The sequence below is a fragment of the Pseudomonas sp. WHRI 8519 genome, assembly GCF_040224055.2.
Taxonomy (GTDB): domain Bacteria; phylum Pseudomonadota; class Gammaproteobacteria; order Pseudomonadales; family Pseudomonadaceae; genus Aquipseudomonas; species Aquipseudomonas putida_X.
On the sequence record NZ_CP167996.1, the window covers coordinates 294,365 to 311,069 of the forward strand.

Below are 16,705 nucleotides of genomic sequence, written 5' to 3' on the forward strand. Positions count from 1 at the left end.
GGGCGCTGGCTTGCCAGCGATGGGCCGCAGAGCGGCCCCAAATCGCTTGACTGACTCGTATCAGCGCTCAGGGCCTCACAGCCCTTCCAGCATCGCCTTGTTGCGCACCGCACCCTTGTCGGCACTGGTCGCCAGCAGGGCGTAGGCCTTCAGCGCGGTGGTCACCTTGCGTGGGCGCACTTCGGCCGGTTTCCAGCCTTTCTTGTCCTGCTCCACGCGGCGCGCAGCCAGCTCTTCATCGCTGACCTGCAGGTTGATCGAACGGTTGGGGATGTCGATCAATACCTTGTCGCCGTCACGTACCAGGCCGATCGCGCCGCCAGCAGCGGCCTCGGGCGAGGCGTGGCCGATCGACAGGCCCGAGGTACCACCCGAGAACCGGCCATCGGTGAGCAACGCACAGGCTTTACCCAGGCCTTTGGATTTCAGGTACGAAGTCGGGTAGAGCATTTCTTGCATGCCCGGGCCGCCTTTCGGGCCTTCATAGCGGATGATGACGATGTCACCGGCCTTGACTTCGTCGGCGAGGATGCCGCGCACGGCGCTGTCCTGGCTTTCGAAGATCTTGGCGTTGCCTTCGAACACATGGATCGACTCATCGACACCTGCGGTTTTCACCACGCAGCCGTCCAGGGCGATGTTGCCGTACAGCACGGCCAGGCCGCCTTCCTGTGAGTAAGCGTGTTCGAAGCTGCGAATGCAGCCGTTTTCACGGTCGTCGTCCAGGGTTTCCCAACGGGTCGACTGGCTGAAGGCCGTCTGGGTCGGGATACCCGCCGGGCCGGCTTTGAAGAAGGTGTGCACCGCTTCATCGTCGGTTTGGGTGATATCCCACTTGGCGATGGCTTCTTCCATGCTGCGGCTGTGAACCGTCGGCAGGTCGGTGTGCAGCAGGCCGCCACGGGCCAGCGAACCGAGGATGCTGAAGATGCCGCCGGCGCGGTGCACGTCTTCCATGTGGTACTTCTGGATGTTCGGCGCCACTTTGCACAGCTGCGGCACTTTGCGCGACAGGCGGTCGATATCGCGCAGGTCGAACGCCACTTCGCCTTCCTGGGCTGCGGCCAGCAGGTGCAGGATGGTGTTGGTCGAGCCGCCCATGGCGATGTCGAGCATCATGGCGTTTTCGAACGCCTTGAAGTTGGCGATGCTGCGCGGCAGGACCGACTCATCGTTCTCGCCGTAGTAGCGCTTGCACAGCTCGACGATGGTGCGCCCGGCAGTGAGGAACAACTGCTCGCGGTCGGCGTGGGTGGCCAGGGTCGAGCCGTTGCCCGGCAGGGCCAGGCCCAGGGCCTCGGTCAGGCAGTTCATCGAGTTGGCGGTGAACATGCCGGAGCACGAACCGCAGGTCGGGCAGGCGCTGCGCTCGTATTCGGCGACTTTTTCGTCGGACGCCGTGGAGTCGGCGGCGATTACCATGGCGTCGACCAGGTCCAGGCCGTGGCTGGCCAGTTTGGTCTTGCCGGCTTCCATCGGGCCACCGGAAACGAAGATCACCGGGATGTTCAGGCGCAGGGCAGCCATCAGCATGCCGGGGGTGATCTTGTCGCAGTTGGAGATGCACACGATGGCGTCGGCGCAGTGGGCGTTGACCATGTATTCCACGGCGTCGGCAATGATCTCGCGGCTTGGCAGCGAGTACAGCATGCCGTCGTGGCCCATGGCGATGCCGTCATCGACCGCGATCGTGTTGAATTCCTTGGCCACGCCACCGGCGCGTTCGATTTCGCGGGCGACCAGCTGGCCCAGGTCCTTCAGGTGCACGTGGCCCGGGACGAACTGGGTGAACGAGTTGGCGATGGCGATGATCGGTTTCTTGAAGTCTTCGTCCTTCATCCCGGTGGCGCGCCACAGGGCACGGGCGCCGGCCATGTTGCGGCCTTGGGTGGAAGTCTTGGAACGATAATCAGGCATGAAGCACTCCTGGCGGCTTAATCAGGTCACAAAAAGGGGAGTGAGCTTCTCTTTTCCTATGCGCCTCAGGCCGGTTGCCACTGGCACGGATGGGGCCGAAGACACTACGGGATCGCCGCGTGCTCGACCAGAGCTCATAAACCCGCCGGGGATGACTGGCGATGAATAGCCCGATTCTACACCGCTGGGGCGGTGAGGGAATGGCGATGTGTCTGGGCGGTGGTTTGGGAAGTGTGACCGGCACTTTGTAGGACCCATCCGAAAAGCCCGATGCGCTGCTGACAGGTGCGTCCTGGCTGCTTATGATCCGCCGCGCCGCATGTGCGGCTTCACGAGACACTACCTCAATGGACCTTCCCAGTTTCAGTTCTTACAGAACCTGCAAATTGGCGCTGAGCGCGCCGTCGTCAGGGCTTGCGAAGGCTTGAGTCGATCAGGCTGAGGTTCGCGGGTGCCTGTGTCGGCGCCTGGAGAATCTCATGCAACACACGTCCGATTTCGTCGTTTCCCCACTCGACCTGCGTCAGGCTGCCCAGGCGCGGCGTGATGGCCTGCTTCATCCTGAAGGCTACGTCGAAGGCACTGCCGGCTACCTGATGACCAGCGAGTATTCGTGCCTGGATGCCGGCCTCACTGCCAGCCAGGCGATCGACATGCTGCGCCGTGAGGCTGCAGATGCCGAAACCATCTATCAGTCCTATGTGCTCGACGAGAGTCGCAACCTGTTGGGTACGCTTTCCCTGCGCGAGCTGATCCTTGCCGCGCCTGAACAGCCGATCGAGCAGCTCATGGTGCGCAAGGTCATCCACGTCTTTACCTCGACCCGCCAGGAGGAAGTGGCGCGGTTGATCCGCGAGCACGACCTGCTGGCGCTGCCGGTGCTGGATGAGGCCGGCCGGCTGGTGGGCCTGGTGACCTGCGATGACGCACTCGATGTGGTTGTCGAAGAGGCTACCGAAGACTTCCACAAGGGCGCATCCATCACCAACCACGTGGGCAACCTCAGGGACGCCACTGTCAGCCTGCTGTACCGCAAGCGGGTGCTGTGGCTGGTGCTGCTGGTGTTTGGCAATCTGTTTTCGGGGGCGGGGATCGCGGCATTCGAGGAAACCATCGCCGCGCATATCGTCCTGGTGTTCTTCCTGCCCCTGTTGGTGGACAGCGGTGGCAACGCGGGCGCGCAATCGGCGACATTGATGGTGCGTGGCCTGGCAACGGGCGAGGTGGTGATGCGCGACTGGTTGCGCATGCTGGCACGTGAATGCGCGGTGGCGCTGGCGCTGGGCGGCACCATGGCGGTGGCGGTGGCATCGCTGGGGGCGCTGCGCGGTGGGACGGAGGTCGCCTTGATCGTTGCCAGCAGCATGCTGGTGATCGTCCTGCTAGGCAGCCTGATTGGCATGAGCCTGCCCTTCATGTTCACCAGGCTCAAGCTTGACCCGGCCACTGCCAGCGGGCCGCTGGTGACTTCGATCGCCGATGCGGCCGGGGTACTGGTGTACTTCGGTATCGCTTCTTACGTGCTCGGCATCTGAGGCACCCAGGGGGCCGCAACGCGGCCCCTGGGCGTGAATCAGCTGTTGGGCAGCAGCCGGCAGGTAATGCTCTTGATGTAGCGGGTTTCAGCGATGGCCGGGTGAACCGGGTGGTCCGGGCCTTGGCCGCCGCGCTCGAGCATTTGCAGGTTGCGGTCCAAGTGGCGGGCGCTGGTCAGCAGGATGTTGTTCAGGTCGTCCTCGGGCAAGTGCATCGAGCACGAGGCGCTGACCAGGATGCCATCCTTGGTCAGCATGCGCATGGCCTGTTCGTTGAGGCGGCGGTAAGCGGCCTCGCCGTTTTTCAGGTCTTTCTTGCGCTTGATGAACGCGGGTGGGTCGGCAATGATCACGTCGAAGCGCTCTTCAGCGGCCTTCAGCTCGCGCAGTGCCTCGAATACATCGCCTTCGATGCAGGTCAGTTTTTCGCTGATGCCATTGAGCGCGGCATTACGTTCCACGCCATCCAGGGCAAAGCCTGAGGCATCCACACAAAACACTTCGCTGGCGCCGAATGCGCCGGCCTGCACGCCCCAGCCACCGATGTAGCTGAACAGGTCGAGCACACGCTTGCCTTTGACGTAGGGCGCCAGGCGTGCGCGGTTCATGCGGTGGTCATAGAACCAGCCGGTTTTCTGGCCTTCGCGTACCGGCGCTTCGAACTTCACGCCGTTTTCTTCCAGCGGGACCCAGTCCGGCACTTCGCCGTAGACGGTTTCGACATAACGCTGCAAGCCTTCGGCGTCACGGGCGGCGGAGTCGTTCTTGAACAAGATGCCGCTGGGCTTGAGCACCTGGACCAGGGCGGCGATCACGTCGTCCTTGTGCAGCTCCATGGTGGCGGAGGCCAGCTGTACCACGAGAATGTCGAAGAAGCGGTCGACCACCAGGCCCGGCAGCAAGTCAGAATCACCGTAGACCAGGCGGTAGCACGGCTGGTCGAACAGGCGCTGGCGCAGGGACAGGGCGACGTTGAGGCGGTGTACCAGCAGCGACTTGTCCAGCGGCAGCTTGGCATCGCGCGACAGCAGGCGGGCGCAGATCAGGTTGTTCGGGCTCAGCGCCACGATGCCCAGCGGCTTGCCGTTGGCAGCCTCGAGAATTGCCTGTTGGCCGGCCTGAAAGCCTTGCAGCGGCGTCGCGGTGACATCGACTTCGTTGCTGTAGACCCACAGGTGGCCGGCGCGCAGGCGGCGGTCGGCATTGGCTTTGAGGCGAAGGCTGGGCAGGGACATGACGTCGCTCCGGGAAAAAAGAGCGGGAGTATAACCGGTTGGCCCTTGGTTCGGTGCAGGGCACGACAAAGTGCCCTGCCTGTTCGCCAGCACAAGCGCTACAAGTCGAGCGAGCTACAGGGTTAGAATCGCTCGTCCTCAAAGAGTATGTACGTATGTCCCAAGAACTCAGCGCCGAACAGATCCAGCAAGCCTTGCAAGGCATTACCATCCCGCCGCAACCGCAGATCATGGTCGACCTGCAGTTCGAGCAGTACATGCCCGACCCGGACCTGGAAACCATCGCCAAGCTGATTTCCCAGGATCCGGGCCTGTCCGGTGCCTTGCTCAAGCTGGTCAACTCGCCGCACTTCGGGCTGTCCAACAAGATCGGTTCGATCCAGCGTGCGGTGAACCTGCTGGGTAGCCGTTCGATCATCAACCTGATCAACGCCCAGTCGATCAAGGGCGAGATGAGCGACGAGACCATCGTCACCCTCAACCGCTTCTGGGACACTGCCCAGGATGTGGCCATGACCTGCCTGACACTGGCCAAGCGCACCGGCATCCAGGCGGCGGACGAGGCCTACACCCTGGGGCTGTTCCATGATTGCGGCATCCCGCTGATGCTCAAGCGCTTCCCCAGCTACATGGATGTCCTGGAGGAGGCCTACGCCAAGGCTGATGTGCAAACCCGGGTGGTCGACACCGAGAACCGTGCATTCAATACCAACCATTCGGTGGTCGGCTATTTCACCGCCAAGTCCTGGCGGCTGCCGGAGCACATCAGCGCGGCCATCGCCAACCACCACAATGCCTTGGCCGTGTTCCGCGAGGAGTCGCTGCGCAACACCCAGAGCCAGCTGAAGAACCTGCTGGCGGTGCTCAAGATGGCCGAACACATCTGCGCGTCCTACCGTGTGTTGGGCAACCAGCCTGTCGACCACGAGTGGCATGCGGTCGGCCCGCTGGTACTGGACTATATCGGTTTGTCGGAGTACGACTTCGAGAACCTCAAACAGACCATTCGCGAGCTGGGCGGGCACTGATTCATGCCGGAATTACCCGAAGTCGAAACCACGCGGCGCGGTATCGCGCCGCATCTGGAAGGCCAGCGGGTCAGCCGCGTGGTGGTGCGAGACCGGCGTTTGCGCTGGCCAATCCCGGAGGACCTGGACGTGCGTTTGTCCGGGCAGCGTATTCTCAGCGTTGAGCGGCGCGCCAAATACCTGCTGATCAACGCCGAGGTGGGCACCTTGATCAGCCATCTGGGCATGTCGGGCAACCTGCGCCTGGTGCAGATGGGGCTACCGGCGGCCAAGCATGAGCACGTCGACATCGAGCTGGAGTCAGGGCTGGTGCTGCGCTACACCGATCCGCGTCGTTTCGGCGCCATGCTCTGGAGCCTCGACCCGCTCAATCATGAGTTGCTGCTGCGCCTGGGCCCAGAGCCGTTGACCGACCTGTTCGATGGCGAGCGCCTGTTCCAGCTGTCCCGCGGGCGGACGATGGCAGTCAAACCGTTCATCATGGATAACGCGGTGGTGGTGGGTGTGGGCAATATCTACGCGACCGAGGCGTTGTTCGCCGCCGGTATCGACCCACGCCGTGAGGCGGGTGGGATATCCCGTAGCCGCTACCTGAAGCTGGCCATCGAGATCAAGCGCGTGCTGGCGGCTGCCATCGAGCAAGGGGGCACGACGTTGCGCGACTTCATTGGCGGCGACGGGCAGCCGGGTTACTTCCAGCAGGAACTGTTTGTCTACGGCCGAGGCGGGCTGCCGTGCAAGCTGTGCGGCACTACCTTGCGTGAGGCCAAGCTCGGGCAACGGGCCAGCGTTTACTGCCCTCGTTGCCAGCGTTGAATGGTATGGCCCAATCGCCGGTTTAGCAGCGAGTGGGCCATACGCAGCAGCGCATCGATCACGCCTTGCCGGTGATCCGGCGGTACTTGGCCATCAACTGCTCTTCGGTTTCCGGGTGCGCCTCATCCAGCGGGATGCAGTCGACCGGGCAGACCTGCTGGCACTGCGGCTCGTCATAATGACCCACGCACTGGGTGCACAGGTTGGGATCGATCACGTAGATCTCTTCGCCTTGGGAGATGGCCTCGTTCGGGCACTCGGGTTCGCAGACGTCGCAGTTGATGCAATCGTCGGTGATAATCAGGGACATGGGGACTCCGGCCGGGGCTCACCGCCCGGGCATGTTCAACGCAATGGGCACAATTGTGCCGCATTCGCGCCCGCAGTGCACGCGGGCGCGATAATCAGCGCTCAGGCTTACTTCTTGAAGCGTTCAGTCAGCGCTTCGGCCACCACTGGGTGCACGAACTTGGTGATGTCGCCTCCCAGCGCAGCGATTTCCCGGACCAAGGTCGAAGAAATGAACGAATAACGCTCCGACGGCGTGAGGAACAGGCTTTCGACCTCAGGCGCGAGTTGCCGATTCATGTTCGCCAACTGGAACTCGTATTCGAAGTCGGACACCGCCCGCAGCCCCCGCAAGAAGACGTTGGCGCCCTGTTCCTTGGCAAAATGCGCAAGCAGGGTGGAGAAGCCGATGACTTCGACATTGGGCAAGTGCCTGGTGACCTCACGGGCCAGCGCTACACGTTGCTCCAGCGGGAACAGCGGGTTCTTCTTCGGGCTGGCTGCCACAGCGATGATCACGTGGTCGAACAGCCGCGAGGCGCGCTCGACCAGGTCGCCATGGCCCTTGGTAATAGGGTCGAAAGTACCCGGGTACAACACTCGGTTCATCGCGTCATCCTGGCTGGAGTGCGTTGGGGAGTCGGATGGTAGCGCAGCGATTGCGCCCGGCCAAGTCATGCGGCCGGCTGATGGCACTATAGACAGCAGGGGCATTTGTTGTCATGCACTGTGTGCCAGGCGGGTTATCAGGGCGTCGGTGAGCTTCGCGCTGATGGCGTAGACCGACAGCTGTGGGTTGGCACCGATGCTGGTCGGGAACAACGAGCCGTCGTGAATCGACAGGTTTTCCAGCTGATGGTGACGGCCTAGGCTGTCGCACACCGCATGCTGTGGATCTTCGCCCATTGCGCAGCCGCCCATCACGTGGGCGCTGCCCAACCGCGTATGGAACGGCTCCAGGCGCAAACCGTCGATCATGCGTTGGGCCTGCGCCAGGCGAGTAGCTGCGCGGGCATCGCTGTGCGCGGGTGTCACCTGCGTGGCGCCCGCGGCGAACTGGATCTGCGCCATGCTGTGAAAGGCGCGGCGCAGGCCGTCTCGCAAGTAGTCGGTGACCGGGTAATCGAGCACCGGTGAGCCATCGCCACGCAGCTCCACCGTGCCGCCTGGGCTTTCGGGATGGAACCCGTCGCGCAACAGCGCAAGCATGACGTGGGTGTGCGGCAGCTCGGCCATGCGCTGGGCATTTTCGACACCCTCGCCACCGAGCAGGGTGCTGGCCAGCGCCGGGTGCAGGGGCGGCACTTCAAGTTTGTAGCCGACCGCGCCATCGACGCCGTCCTGCCATTGGAAGTGGTCACTGTAGATGGACTGCGGGGCGCCGTAATAGGGGTCGATGCGTGCGTCGAAGCGGGCCGCGCTGAAGTTGACCAGGTGCAGGAAGGTCCGTTTGCCCAGGCACTCGTGGGGGTCAGGAGCCTTGGAACGCAGCAGCAGGGCGGGGCTGTTGATGCCGCCGCCCGCGAGGATGTAGTGGCGGGCGCGCACCGTGATGCTGCGCCCGTTGGGGTGGATGCCTTGCGCGTCCAGGCCTTGGCAGCGCAGCTGCGCAATGCGTTCGCCGTCATGCTCGAAGCGTTCGGCCCGGGCCAGGTACAGCAGCTCGCCGCCCTTGTCGAGCAGGGCTGGAATGCGCGTCACCAGCATCGATTGCTTGGCGTTGACCGGGCAACCCATGCCGCAATAGCCAAGATTCCAGCATCCCCTGACATTGCGTGGGATCACCGCCCATCGGTAGCCGAGCTGTTCACACCCACGGCGCAGTACCTCGTTGTTGGCGTTTGCCGGCATCGCCCAAGGGGTGATGCCGAGGTCTTGCTCGATGCGTTCGAACCAGGGGCGCAGTGCGTCGTCGCCCAGCCCTTTGACGTTGTGGGCCGTGGCCCAGTGGGCCAAGGTCGGCGCGGGTGTGCGAAAGCTGGAGGTCCAGTTGACCAGCGTGGTGCCGCCCACTGCGCGGCCCTGCAGAATGGTGATGGCGCCGTCCTTGCTCATCCTGCCCAGGCCTTCCTGGTAGAGACTGGCGTAGGCCTCATTCTCTAGCAGGCGGAAGTCACTGCTGGTCTTGAGCGGGCCTTCCTCGATCAGCAGTACCTTGAAGCCTGCGGCGCTGAGCATCTGCGCGCTGGTGGCGCCGCCGGCGCCGCTGCCTATCACGGCGATGTCGGCTTGCACGCTGAGGTCCTGCCCCAGGCGCGAGGCGTCATGGGTGATCCAGCCGCGTTCCAGGCCTTGGCGAAACGGGTCGATGACAGGCATTGAAAGTGCTCTTGTTGTTGTTGTTGTTGTTGTTGTTGTTCTTGTTGTTGTTGTTGTTGTTGTTGTTGTTGTTCAGATTTTCGGTGGCCCCGGGTAGCCACAGGCAGCCCAGCTTTCCGGGCATTCATACCAGGCCATCGTCAGCAGTTGCACGATCGACGCGTGCCCCATGCGCAGCAGGTTCAGGGAACTGCTCTGCCAGCGTTGCAGAAACGCCGCTATCTGCTGTTCACCCGCCTGGTCCCAGGCGCCCCAGACCCCAGTCAGTGGGCCGCGGGTCAGCGGCAGGCTGAGCACATCGAACAGTTGCCGGGTGAGCTTGAGCATTGGCGGGGACAGGGCCGCCAGTTTGTCGTCCAGCCTGGGCAGCACGAGTGTTGCGCTTGCCGACGTACCGGCAAGCACCACCGGGATCAGTGCCCGTAGCAATGGCAGGTCGTCATCGCGCAGTACCTGGTACCCGGTAGCACGCCCCTGCGGGCTGCAGCCGACCAGGCTGGCACTGGCCAGAAACACGCTGGCGCCCAGGCTGAAGCGCAGAAGGTCACGACGTTGCATGGCCCAGACCTCAGCGGATGAACAGTGTGTAGACCAGGCGCTGCAGCGCCTTGCCATACGGCGGGTAAATCAGGCGCGCGGCGTTCAGGCGCTGCTTGGCCAGCACCGCCTTGGCCTTGCTGAAGGTCAGGAAGCCGTCACGGCCGTGGTAGTGGCCCATGCCCGAAGGGCCGATGCCGCCGAACGGCAGGTCGTCCTGGGCGACATGCAGTAGTGTGTCGTTGATACAGACGCCACCGGAGTGGCTGCGCTGAAGCACATGCTCTTGCTCGGCATGGTCGTAGCCGAAGTAGTACAGCGCCAGTGGGCGTGGCCGTTCATTGATGTAGGCCAGTGCACCGTCGAGGCTGTCATAAGGCACTACCGGCAGCAGCGGGCCAAAGATTTCGTCCTGCATCACCTGCATGCTGTCATTCACCTCCAGCAGCACGTGCGGCGGCAGGCGCCTGCCCTGGCGGGGCTCGTCAGGGTACAGGTCGATGACCTGCGCGCCCTTGCTGCTGGCGTCGTCCACCAAGTGTTGCAGGCGCTGCAATTGCCTCGGGTTGATGATGGCGCTGTAGTCGGGGTTGTCGGCGATGCGCGGGTACAGCCGGTGGACCGCCCTGCGGTAGGCCTCGCTGAAGGCGTTCAGGCGCTCGCGTGGCACCAGGACGTAGTCTGGGGCGACGCAGGTCTGGCCGGCATTGAGGGTCTTGCCGAATGCGATACGCTCGGCGGCGCTATCGAGCGGCACGCTGGACGAAATGATGGCCGGTGACTTGCCGCCGAGTTCCAGTGTGACCGGGGTCAGGTTCTGTGCAGCCGCCAGCATGACCTGGCGGCCGACGCTGGTAGCGCCGGTGAACAGCAGATGGTCGAAGGGCAGCCGGGCAAATGCCTGGCCGACTTCCACCTCACCCAGCACCACGCTGACCAGGTCGTTGGGGAATACCTGCTCAAGCAAGGCTTTGAGCGCCAGGGCGCTGGCAGGGGTGGCCTCACTGAGCTTGAGCATCACGCGGTTGCCGGCGGCCAGGGCGCACGTCAGCGGGCCGATGGCGAGAAACAGCGGGTAGTTCCACGGCACGATGATGCCAACCACCCCCAGCGGCTGGTACAGCACGCGGGCGCTGGCCGGCTGGAAGGCCAGGCCGACGGCTCGCCTGGCGGGTCGCATCCAGCCCTTGAGGTGGCGTTCGGCATGGCGAATCCCCTGTACGGAGGGCAGTAGCTCGGCCAACAGGGTTTCGTCGGCGCTGCGCCCGGAAAAATCCGCATCGATCGCCTCTATCAGCCGTTGTCGATCCGCCAGCAATGCTTCGCGCAGGCTTTTCAGCCATTGCCGGCGTTGGGCCAGCGGCGGCATGGGGTTGCCGGCAAATGCCTTGCGCTGGGCGGTGAATGTGCTTGTCAATTCAGTGTCGAACTGCAGAGGGGGCAAGGCGATAGGAGAAGTCACGGCGGCTCCCATAGGGGCTGAGAATCTCTAGAGCCTATACTCTAATCGGTACGATGGTGCGGATTTTTTCGCGCCAGCGCACGGTGCATCCGGGCCCTGTTACACCGTAAGATGAACCCCTTACCGAAAGCCTGCAGACTGGGAGCTGAGCATGGCCCCGCGCATCAAGACCCGAGAGCGCATCGTGCAGAACAGCCTTGAACTGTTCAATCAACAAGGCGAGCGTAGCGTGAGCACCAACCATATTGCCGCGCACATGGAGATTTCGCCCGGCAACCTCTACTACCACTTCCCCAACAAGCAGGCGATCATCGCACTGTTGTTCAGCCAGTATGAAGAATTGGTGGACAGCTTCCTGCGCCCCCCGCAGGGCCGCGCCGCTACCGTCGAAGACAAGCGCTTCTACCTCAAGGCATTGCTCGCAGCGATGTGGAACTACCGGTTCCTGCACCGTGATCTCGAGCACCTGCTCGACAGCGACCCTGAGCTGGCTGCCCGTTACCGACGCTTTTCCGAACGTTGCCTGCGCCAGGGCCAGGCGATCTACCGGGGCTTCGTCGAGGCCGGCATTCTGGTCATGGCCCCTGCCCAGATCGAATCGCTGACCATCAACGCCTGGATCGTACTGACCTCTTGGGTCCGCTTTCTCAGCACCACGCGGGAGCACTCCGCTCATCTGGGTGAAGAAGCCTTCAAGCGTGGCGTGTATCAGGTGCTGGTACTGGAACTCGGCTTCGTCACCGCCAACGCCCGCAGTGCCGTGGATGCCCTGTGCCATGAATTCCATGTTCCGTTCAACCAGGCCCTGGAGCGTTAGCCCAGAGCCTTCGTGCCATCGATCAGGAGATTGTCATGCCTCTTGCGCAATTGATCACCCCGCAGCAACTGGCCGAGCGTCTGGGCTCGCCCAAGCTGGTGATCCTCGATTGTCGGTTTGCCTTGGACGACGCGGATTATGGCCAACGCAGCTATGCCGAGGGGCATATAGCCGGGGCCCACTTCGCCGACCTGGAGCGCGACCTGAGTGGCCCGGTAATCAAGGGCCAGACCGGCCGCCATCCCTTGCCTGATCCGCAGCGGCTGGTCGAGCGCTTGCGTGAGTGGGGGCTGGACAATGACAGCGAGGTGGTGCTGTACGACGACGGGCCTGGTGCCTTTGCCGCCCGTGCCTGGTGGCTGCTGGCCTGGTTGGGCAAGCGCACCGGTGTGGCCATTCTCGACGGAGGCCTCAAGGCCTGGCACGCCGCGGGCCAGCCATTGAGCCTGGACGCGCCGGCACGGTATGAGGGGACGTTCAGCGGCAAACCGGATACCAAGCTGCTGATTGACGCCGAGCACGTGGTCACCGAGCTTGCAAGCCCCGAGCTGACGTTGATCGATGCGCGTGCCTTGCCGCGTTTTCGTGGGGATGTGGAGCCGATCGACCCGGTGGCCGGGCATATACCTGGCGCTCAGTGCGCAGCTTTCACCGACAATCTGAACGAAGAGGGGCGCTTCCTGGCGCCAGAGCAGCTCAGGCAGCGCTTTGCCGAGAAGCTGGCGGGGCGTCCAGCGGAACGTTTGGTGGCCTATTGCGGCTCGGGCGTGACGGCTTGCCATAACCTGTTTGCCCTGGCGTTGGCGGGGTATCCGCTGGGCAGGCTGTATGCCGGATCGTGGAGTGAGTGGATCAATGATCCCGCGCATCAGGTTGCCACGGGCGACTGAGCCGTGGGTTCATCGCCCATCCACCAGCCACTGCGGAATCCGCCGCTCAAGGTAATACCCTGGGTTTCGCAGGCTGCCCTCGACAAAGCCCACATGCCCACCCCGCTCATGCAGCTCGAACTGAGTCTGCGGTGCCAGCTCGCTCGGCGTGGGCTGGCTGTGGCGGGATACGAACGGATCATCGTTTGCGTGGATGATCAGCGTCGGCGTGCGGTTCTCCCCGAGGTAGTAGCGGCTCGATGAGCGACGGTAGTAGTCGTGTACATCGTCAAAGCCGTTGAGTGGCGCGGTCACTTTGCCGTCAAAATCCCAGAAGGTCCGCAGTTTGCGCAACGATCCGAGGCGGTCGAGTGCGGCAAGCCCTTCATGATGGCCCTGAGCACGAAAATGCCGCTGCTTCACTTGCACATAGGCCATCATTTCGCGCATGAAATGTGCCTGATAGACCTTCGAAAAGCCTTGGCCGATGCGGTCGGCGCACTGATCCAGGCGAAACGGTACCGAAACCGCCACGGCCGCCTGCAGTTGGCTGGCGCTGCCACTTTCACCCAGGTACTTGAGCAGTACATTGCCGCCCAGCGAATAGCCGACGGCATACAAAGGGGCCAGCGGGCGTTGGGCACGCAGATGGGCGACCACCTCGGCCAGGTCCCCGCTGGCCCCGGAATGGTAACTGCGTGGCAGCAGGTTCGGCTCGCCCGAGCAGCCGCGCCAGTTCACCGCAACGCTGGCCCAGCCGCGGGCATCGAGCGCCTGCTGAAGGCCTTTGACATAGGGCGAATGGGACGAGCCCGTCAGGCCGTGCAGTACCAGCACCAGCGGTGTATCTGGCTGGTGCGGCCCGTGCCAGTCGAGGTCGATGAAGTCACCATCGGCCAGCCACAGGCGCTCGCGTTTGCGCTCAAGCGCAGGCAGCTTGCGCCACAGCGGGCCCCAAAGGGTTTGCAGGTGAGGGTTGGATAACCCGGTGGCCGGGCGGAACGTGGCGGTAAGGCTGGGCATGCTGGGCGACTCGTGTTGTGCCGTCCTAGATTGCCATGAAATACCGCTGTTGTACCCGCGCTATTGGTCGGTCAGGTCGGTTCGGGCAAAGGTTGTTGCGCAGGGGCCGGGCCGACAGTGATGAATACTTCCTGCGCAGGGGTCAGCCATATCCGGGCTGCTTCGCGAATGTCCATGGGTGTCAGCGCTGCCAGGCGCTGGACATAGGTCGCAAAGTGATCGGCGGGTTGCCCCAGGTGGCTTGAGGTTGCCAAGCTCTTGGCCAGCTCTGCGTTGCTCACCAGGGTGCGATGCAACCTGCCTGCTATCTGGTTGCGCGCCATGTCGCACTCCGCCTGGCTTGGGCCATGCTCGCGCAGGCAAGCCAGCATCCCTGAAACCAGTTCACGTGAGGCATCTCGGTATTCGGGTGCGATGTCCCATTGAATCTGCAGCAGGCTCGCCGCATCGAAGGGGGTGAGCGATGAGTGGATGCTGTAGGTCAAGGCACGTCGGCTTCGCAGCTCTTGTGTGAGGCGCGACTCGTAGCCGCTGCCGAGGATTTCATCGAGCATGGTCAGCGCTGCATACCCTGGCTTGTCGGGGGATGTGGGCAACAGCAGCGCCAGCGTGGCCAGTGTGGTACTTGCGGTGTGTGGTTGATGCCGGGTGAGGGCCTCTGGCAAAGGCGCCGGTGGCGGGGCCTGTCCCGCCCAGTGTTGCGGTAGCGCCTGAAGAAGTTCAGTGATGAGGGTTTGCGCCTCGTCACGCGACAGGTCGCCCACCAGGCCGATATCGAGGTTGTTGGCAGAGTAGGCGCGTCGGTGGAAAGCCCGCATTTGCTGCTCGTCGATCCGCTCGAGGCTTTCAGGCGTGCCAGCCCAGTGGGTGGCGTAGGGATGGCCATCGAACACATGGCTCATGATCGCCGGGGACACCCCATAGACCGGGCTCAACGCAATTGTACGAGCGTGATTGAGCAGTCGTTCGCGGATGCCTGCGACGGCTTCCTCGCGAAAGGCAGGGCGTGCCAGCATTTGGGTGAGCAGTTGCAGGGCGCTTGTACGAAGCGCCGGCAGGCTCAGGCAGCGCAGCGTGATCACCGCCTCGTCCTGGTTCACCCGCCTTGCCATGATCGCACCGAGCCCCTCCATAGCCTGAGCGAACTGGGCGGCGTCCAGAAGCTCGCTACCCTGATCGAGGCTGTAAAGGACAAGGGCGGCGAGGCCCGGGCTGTCGCCATCGAGTGCACTACCAGCGCGAAAGCGCAGCGCCAGGTCGAATATCGGGCGGCCATGGGACGGGCTGAAGCTGACCCTGGCGCCTTCGTCGGTCTGCCATTGCTGTATCTGGGCCGGCAACTGCTGGAGTTGCTCCAGGTCAAGGCCTTGCGCGGACTCCAGCCTGGCCATTGCCGCCACAGCGGTATCGCTCACGGGGCCTTTGCAAATCAGAGGCATGTTGCTGGTGGTAAGCGATGTGTTCATGCCGGTGCTCCTGCCTGCAGGTGAGTGATGGTCAGCCTTTCGCGGCTCAGGTAGTCGAACGCTACCTGCTGTAATGTCGCGCTATCGAGGTGGCGGATACTGTCGGCTTCTTGATCGATCAGCGAGGGGGGCAGGCCAGCGGCCGCTGCTGCGCCGATGCGGTCAGCTTGCAGGCTGATGCTGTCGTGGCTGAACAGGCGACGGGTGAGCATGCGCAGTTTCGCGCGCTTGAGCTCCTGGGTGGAAAGCGGCGTATGGCGCAGGGCATCGATCGCGGTATAGATCGCCTCCTCGGCCTGCTCGTGCGTAGACTTTTGACTGTTGATGTAGGTTGAAAGGGTCAACAGCGTGTCACCACGCGCCATTGGCTCATATGCCAGGGTGAGGCCCTTGAGCAGCCGTCGGTCTCGCACCAACTCGCTGTAGAGCCTTGCGCTGAACCCTTTGCCAAGCACATCGCAGAGCAGGCCCAGGGCAGGCACTGTAGTTGCGTCGGTGGCCGTGGCGTGGCTGGGTACATTGAAGGACATGAACAAACCATCACGGCCTGGCAGTGTCAGCGTCTGGCTTCGCGCCTGCAGGTGCGCGTCATGCCGGGGGACTGGTACTGCGTCAAGCGCAGCCCTGGCAATGCTGGCGAAATACCGGCTCACGTGCTGGCCAAGCGTGGCAAGATCGACGGCACCCACCACCACCAGGGTGGCGTTATTGGGCCGATACCACTTTTGATACCAGGCGCGCACGGTCTCCACGCTCAAGTTGCGCAAATCTGCCGGGTTGCCGAACGTCGCCGTTGCATACGGGCTGCTGCCGTGTGCAAGTGCATTGTGTCGTTCAGCTGCCTGCTGTGCAGGGACGTTGTCAACTTTGAGCCGGCGCTCGTCTTCGATGGCTTTGGCTGCCCGTTCCAAGGCTGCCTGGCCAAAGGTCGCGCCCTCCATGGCATCGGCCATTATTTCCAGGGCAACCGGTAGCCGTGCCGCAGGTAACAGCATTTCGTAGACCGTTGCATCATCGATGGTAAAGGCATTGGCCTCTCCGCCGAGCCGTGCTATCACCTGGCTGTATCGGCCCGCCTCAAGTTTGCGGCTGCCTTCGAATATCAGGTGTTCCAGCAGGTGCGAGATGTTGGTATGGCCGGCTGACTCATGGCTGGTGCCCACGTGGTACCGGAGCTGAATTGCGGCGAGCGGGGTGCTGTGGTCTTCACGCAGGTAGACAGCCAGGCCGTTGTCCAGTGTGAAGTGCTGCAACGGGGGCTGGGTGGCATCGGCGATGGACTCGATGCCGGCTGACAGGGTTGTGTCGTCGAGGGTGAACGGTGGAGTCGATGGCATTGCTCAAGTGCTCCTGGTTGGGTGACCAGGAGCAGCTTCGGTGAGATTCTGCGCTT

15 protein-coding genes are annotated in these 16,705 nt (G+C 63.3%); 5 read left to right on the top strand and 10 right to left on the bottom strand.

Annotated elements, in window-relative coordinates; translation table 11 throughout:
* Positions 1-75: 75 nt before the first annotated feature.
* Positions 76-1,917, bottom strand: a complete 1,842-nt coding sequence (gene ilvD, locus ABRP30_RS01420) for a dihydroxy-acid dehydratase (protein ID WP_016393334.1) — start codon at positions 1,915-1,917, stop codon at positions 76-78.
* Between the two features lie 479 nt (positions 1,918-2,396).
* Between ilvD and mgtE the strand changes: the two genes are divergently transcribed.
* Positions 2,397-3,452, top strand: coding sequence for a magnesium transporter (gene mgtE / locus ABRP30_RS01425; RefSeq protein ID WP_349975930.1), 1,056 nt, complete (start codon positions 2,397-2,399; stop codon positions 3,450-3,452).
* Between the two features lie 38 nt (positions 3,453-3,490).
* Here mgtE and ABRP30_RS01430 read toward each other — a convergent pair whose 3' ends face one another.
* Positions 3,491-4,687 (bottom strand): class I SAM-dependent rRNA methyltransferase, encoded by a 1,197-nt coding sequence (locus ABRP30_RS01430; protein ID WP_046787023.1) that lies wholly within the window; start codon positions 4,685-4,687, stop codon positions 3,491-3,493.
* 209 nt (positions 4,688-4,896) lie between these two features.
* Here ABRP30_RS01430 and ABRP30_RS01435 point away from each other — a divergent pair, with 209 nt between their 5' ends.
* Both ABRP30_RS01435 and mutM read left to right on the top strand, forming a co-directional pair.
* A complete protein-coding gene (locus ABRP30_RS01435) occupies positions 4,897-5,715 on the top strand; it encodes an HDOD domain-containing protein (protein ID WP_267824158.1) in 819 nt (272 codons plus the stop codon).
* 3 nt (positions 5,716-5,718) lie between these two features.
* A complete protein-coding gene (gene mutM / locus ABRP30_RS01440; RefSeq protein WP_241805067.1) occupies positions 5,719-6,531 on the top strand; it encodes a bifunctional DNA-formamidopyrimidine glycosylase/DNA-(apurinic or apyrimidinic site) lyase in 813 nt (270 codons plus the stop codon).
* A 58-nt stretch (positions 6,532-6,589) separates the two neighbouring features.
* On the opposite strand, the gene ABRP30_RS01445 is transcribed toward mutM, so the two are convergent.
* The 5 genes from ABRP30_RS01445 to ABRP30_RS01465 form a co-directional block, all read right to left on the bottom strand.
* Entirely contained in the window at positions 6,590-6,841 is a 252-nt protein-coding gene (locus tag ABRP30_RS01445; protein ID WP_009683359.1) for a YfhL family 4Fe-4S dicluster ferredoxin, read from the bottom strand.
* A 107-nt stretch (positions 6,842-6,948) separates the two neighbouring features.
* Positions 6,949-7,428, bottom strand: a complete 480-nt coding sequence (gene coaD / locus ABRP30_RS01450) for a pantetheine-phosphate adenylyltransferase (protein ID WP_039601221.1) — start codon at positions 7,426-7,428, stop codon at positions 6,949-6,951.
* 111 nt (positions 7,429-7,539) lie between these two features.
* Entirely contained in the window at positions 7,540-9,138 is a 1,599-nt protein-coding gene (locus tag ABRP30_RS01455) for a GMC family oxidoreductase (RefSeq protein WP_349975931.1), read from the bottom strand.
* 72 nt (positions 9,139-9,210) lie between these two features.
* Positions 9,211-9,696, bottom strand: coding sequence for a twin-arginine translocation pathway signal protein (locus ABRP30_RS01460; RefSeq protein ID WP_349975932.1), 486 nt, complete (start codon positions 9,694-9,696; stop codon positions 9,211-9,213).
* Between the two features lie 10 nt (positions 9,697-9,706).
* Positions 9,707-11,137 carry a coniferyl aldehyde dehydrogenase gene (locus ABRP30_RS01465; RefSeq protein ID WP_267820295.1) on the bottom strand — a complete coding sequence of 477 codons (1,431 nt, stop codon included), beginning with the start codon at positions 11,135-11,137 and terminating at the stop codon, positions 9,707-9,709.
* 151 nt (positions 11,138-11,288) lie between these two features.
* Between ABRP30_RS01465 and ABRP30_RS01470 the strand changes: the two genes are divergently transcribed.
* Together ABRP30_RS01470 and ABRP30_RS01475 are read left to right on the top strand one after the other, a co-directional pair.
* Positions 11,289-11,954: a TetR/AcrR family transcriptional regulator gene (locus ABRP30_RS01470; protein WP_241805071.1), complete on the top strand. Its 666-nt coding sequence runs from the start codon at positions 11,289-11,291 to the stop codon at positions 11,952-11,954.
* A gap of 35 nt (positions 11,955-11,989) precedes the next feature.
* On the top strand, positions 11,990-12,844 hold the full coding sequence (locus tag ABRP30_RS01475; RefSeq protein WP_349975933.1) for a sulfurtransferase: 855 nt from the start codon (positions 11,990-11,992) through the stop codon (positions 12,842-12,844).
* Between the two features lie 9 nt (positions 12,845-12,853).
* On the opposite strand, the gene ABRP30_RS01480 is transcribed toward ABRP30_RS01475, so the two are convergent.
* From ABRP30_RS01480 to ABRP30_RS01490, 3 genes are all read right to left on the bottom strand, one after another.
* Positions 12,854-13,846 carry a hydrolase gene (locus tag ABRP30_RS01480; RefSeq protein ID WP_349975934.1) on the bottom strand — a complete coding sequence of 331 codons (993 nt, stop codon included), beginning with the start codon at positions 13,844-13,846 and terminating at the stop codon, positions 12,854-12,856.
* Between the two features lie 71 nt (positions 13,847-13,917).
* Positions 13,918-15,312, bottom strand: a complete 1,395-nt coding sequence (locus tag ABRP30_RS01485) for a pitrilysin family protein (RefSeq protein WP_349975935.1) — start codon at positions 15,310-15,312, stop codon at positions 13,918-13,920.
* Complete coding sequence (locus ABRP30_RS01490; protein ID WP_349975936.1) at positions 15,309-16,649, bottom strand: pitrilysin family protein; 1,341 nt, start codon at positions 16,647-16,649, stop codon at positions 15,309-15,311. Before ABRP30_RS01490 ends, ABRP30_RS01485 begins: the two co-directional genes overlap by 4 nt.
* Positions 16,650-16,705: the final 56 nt, after the last annotated feature.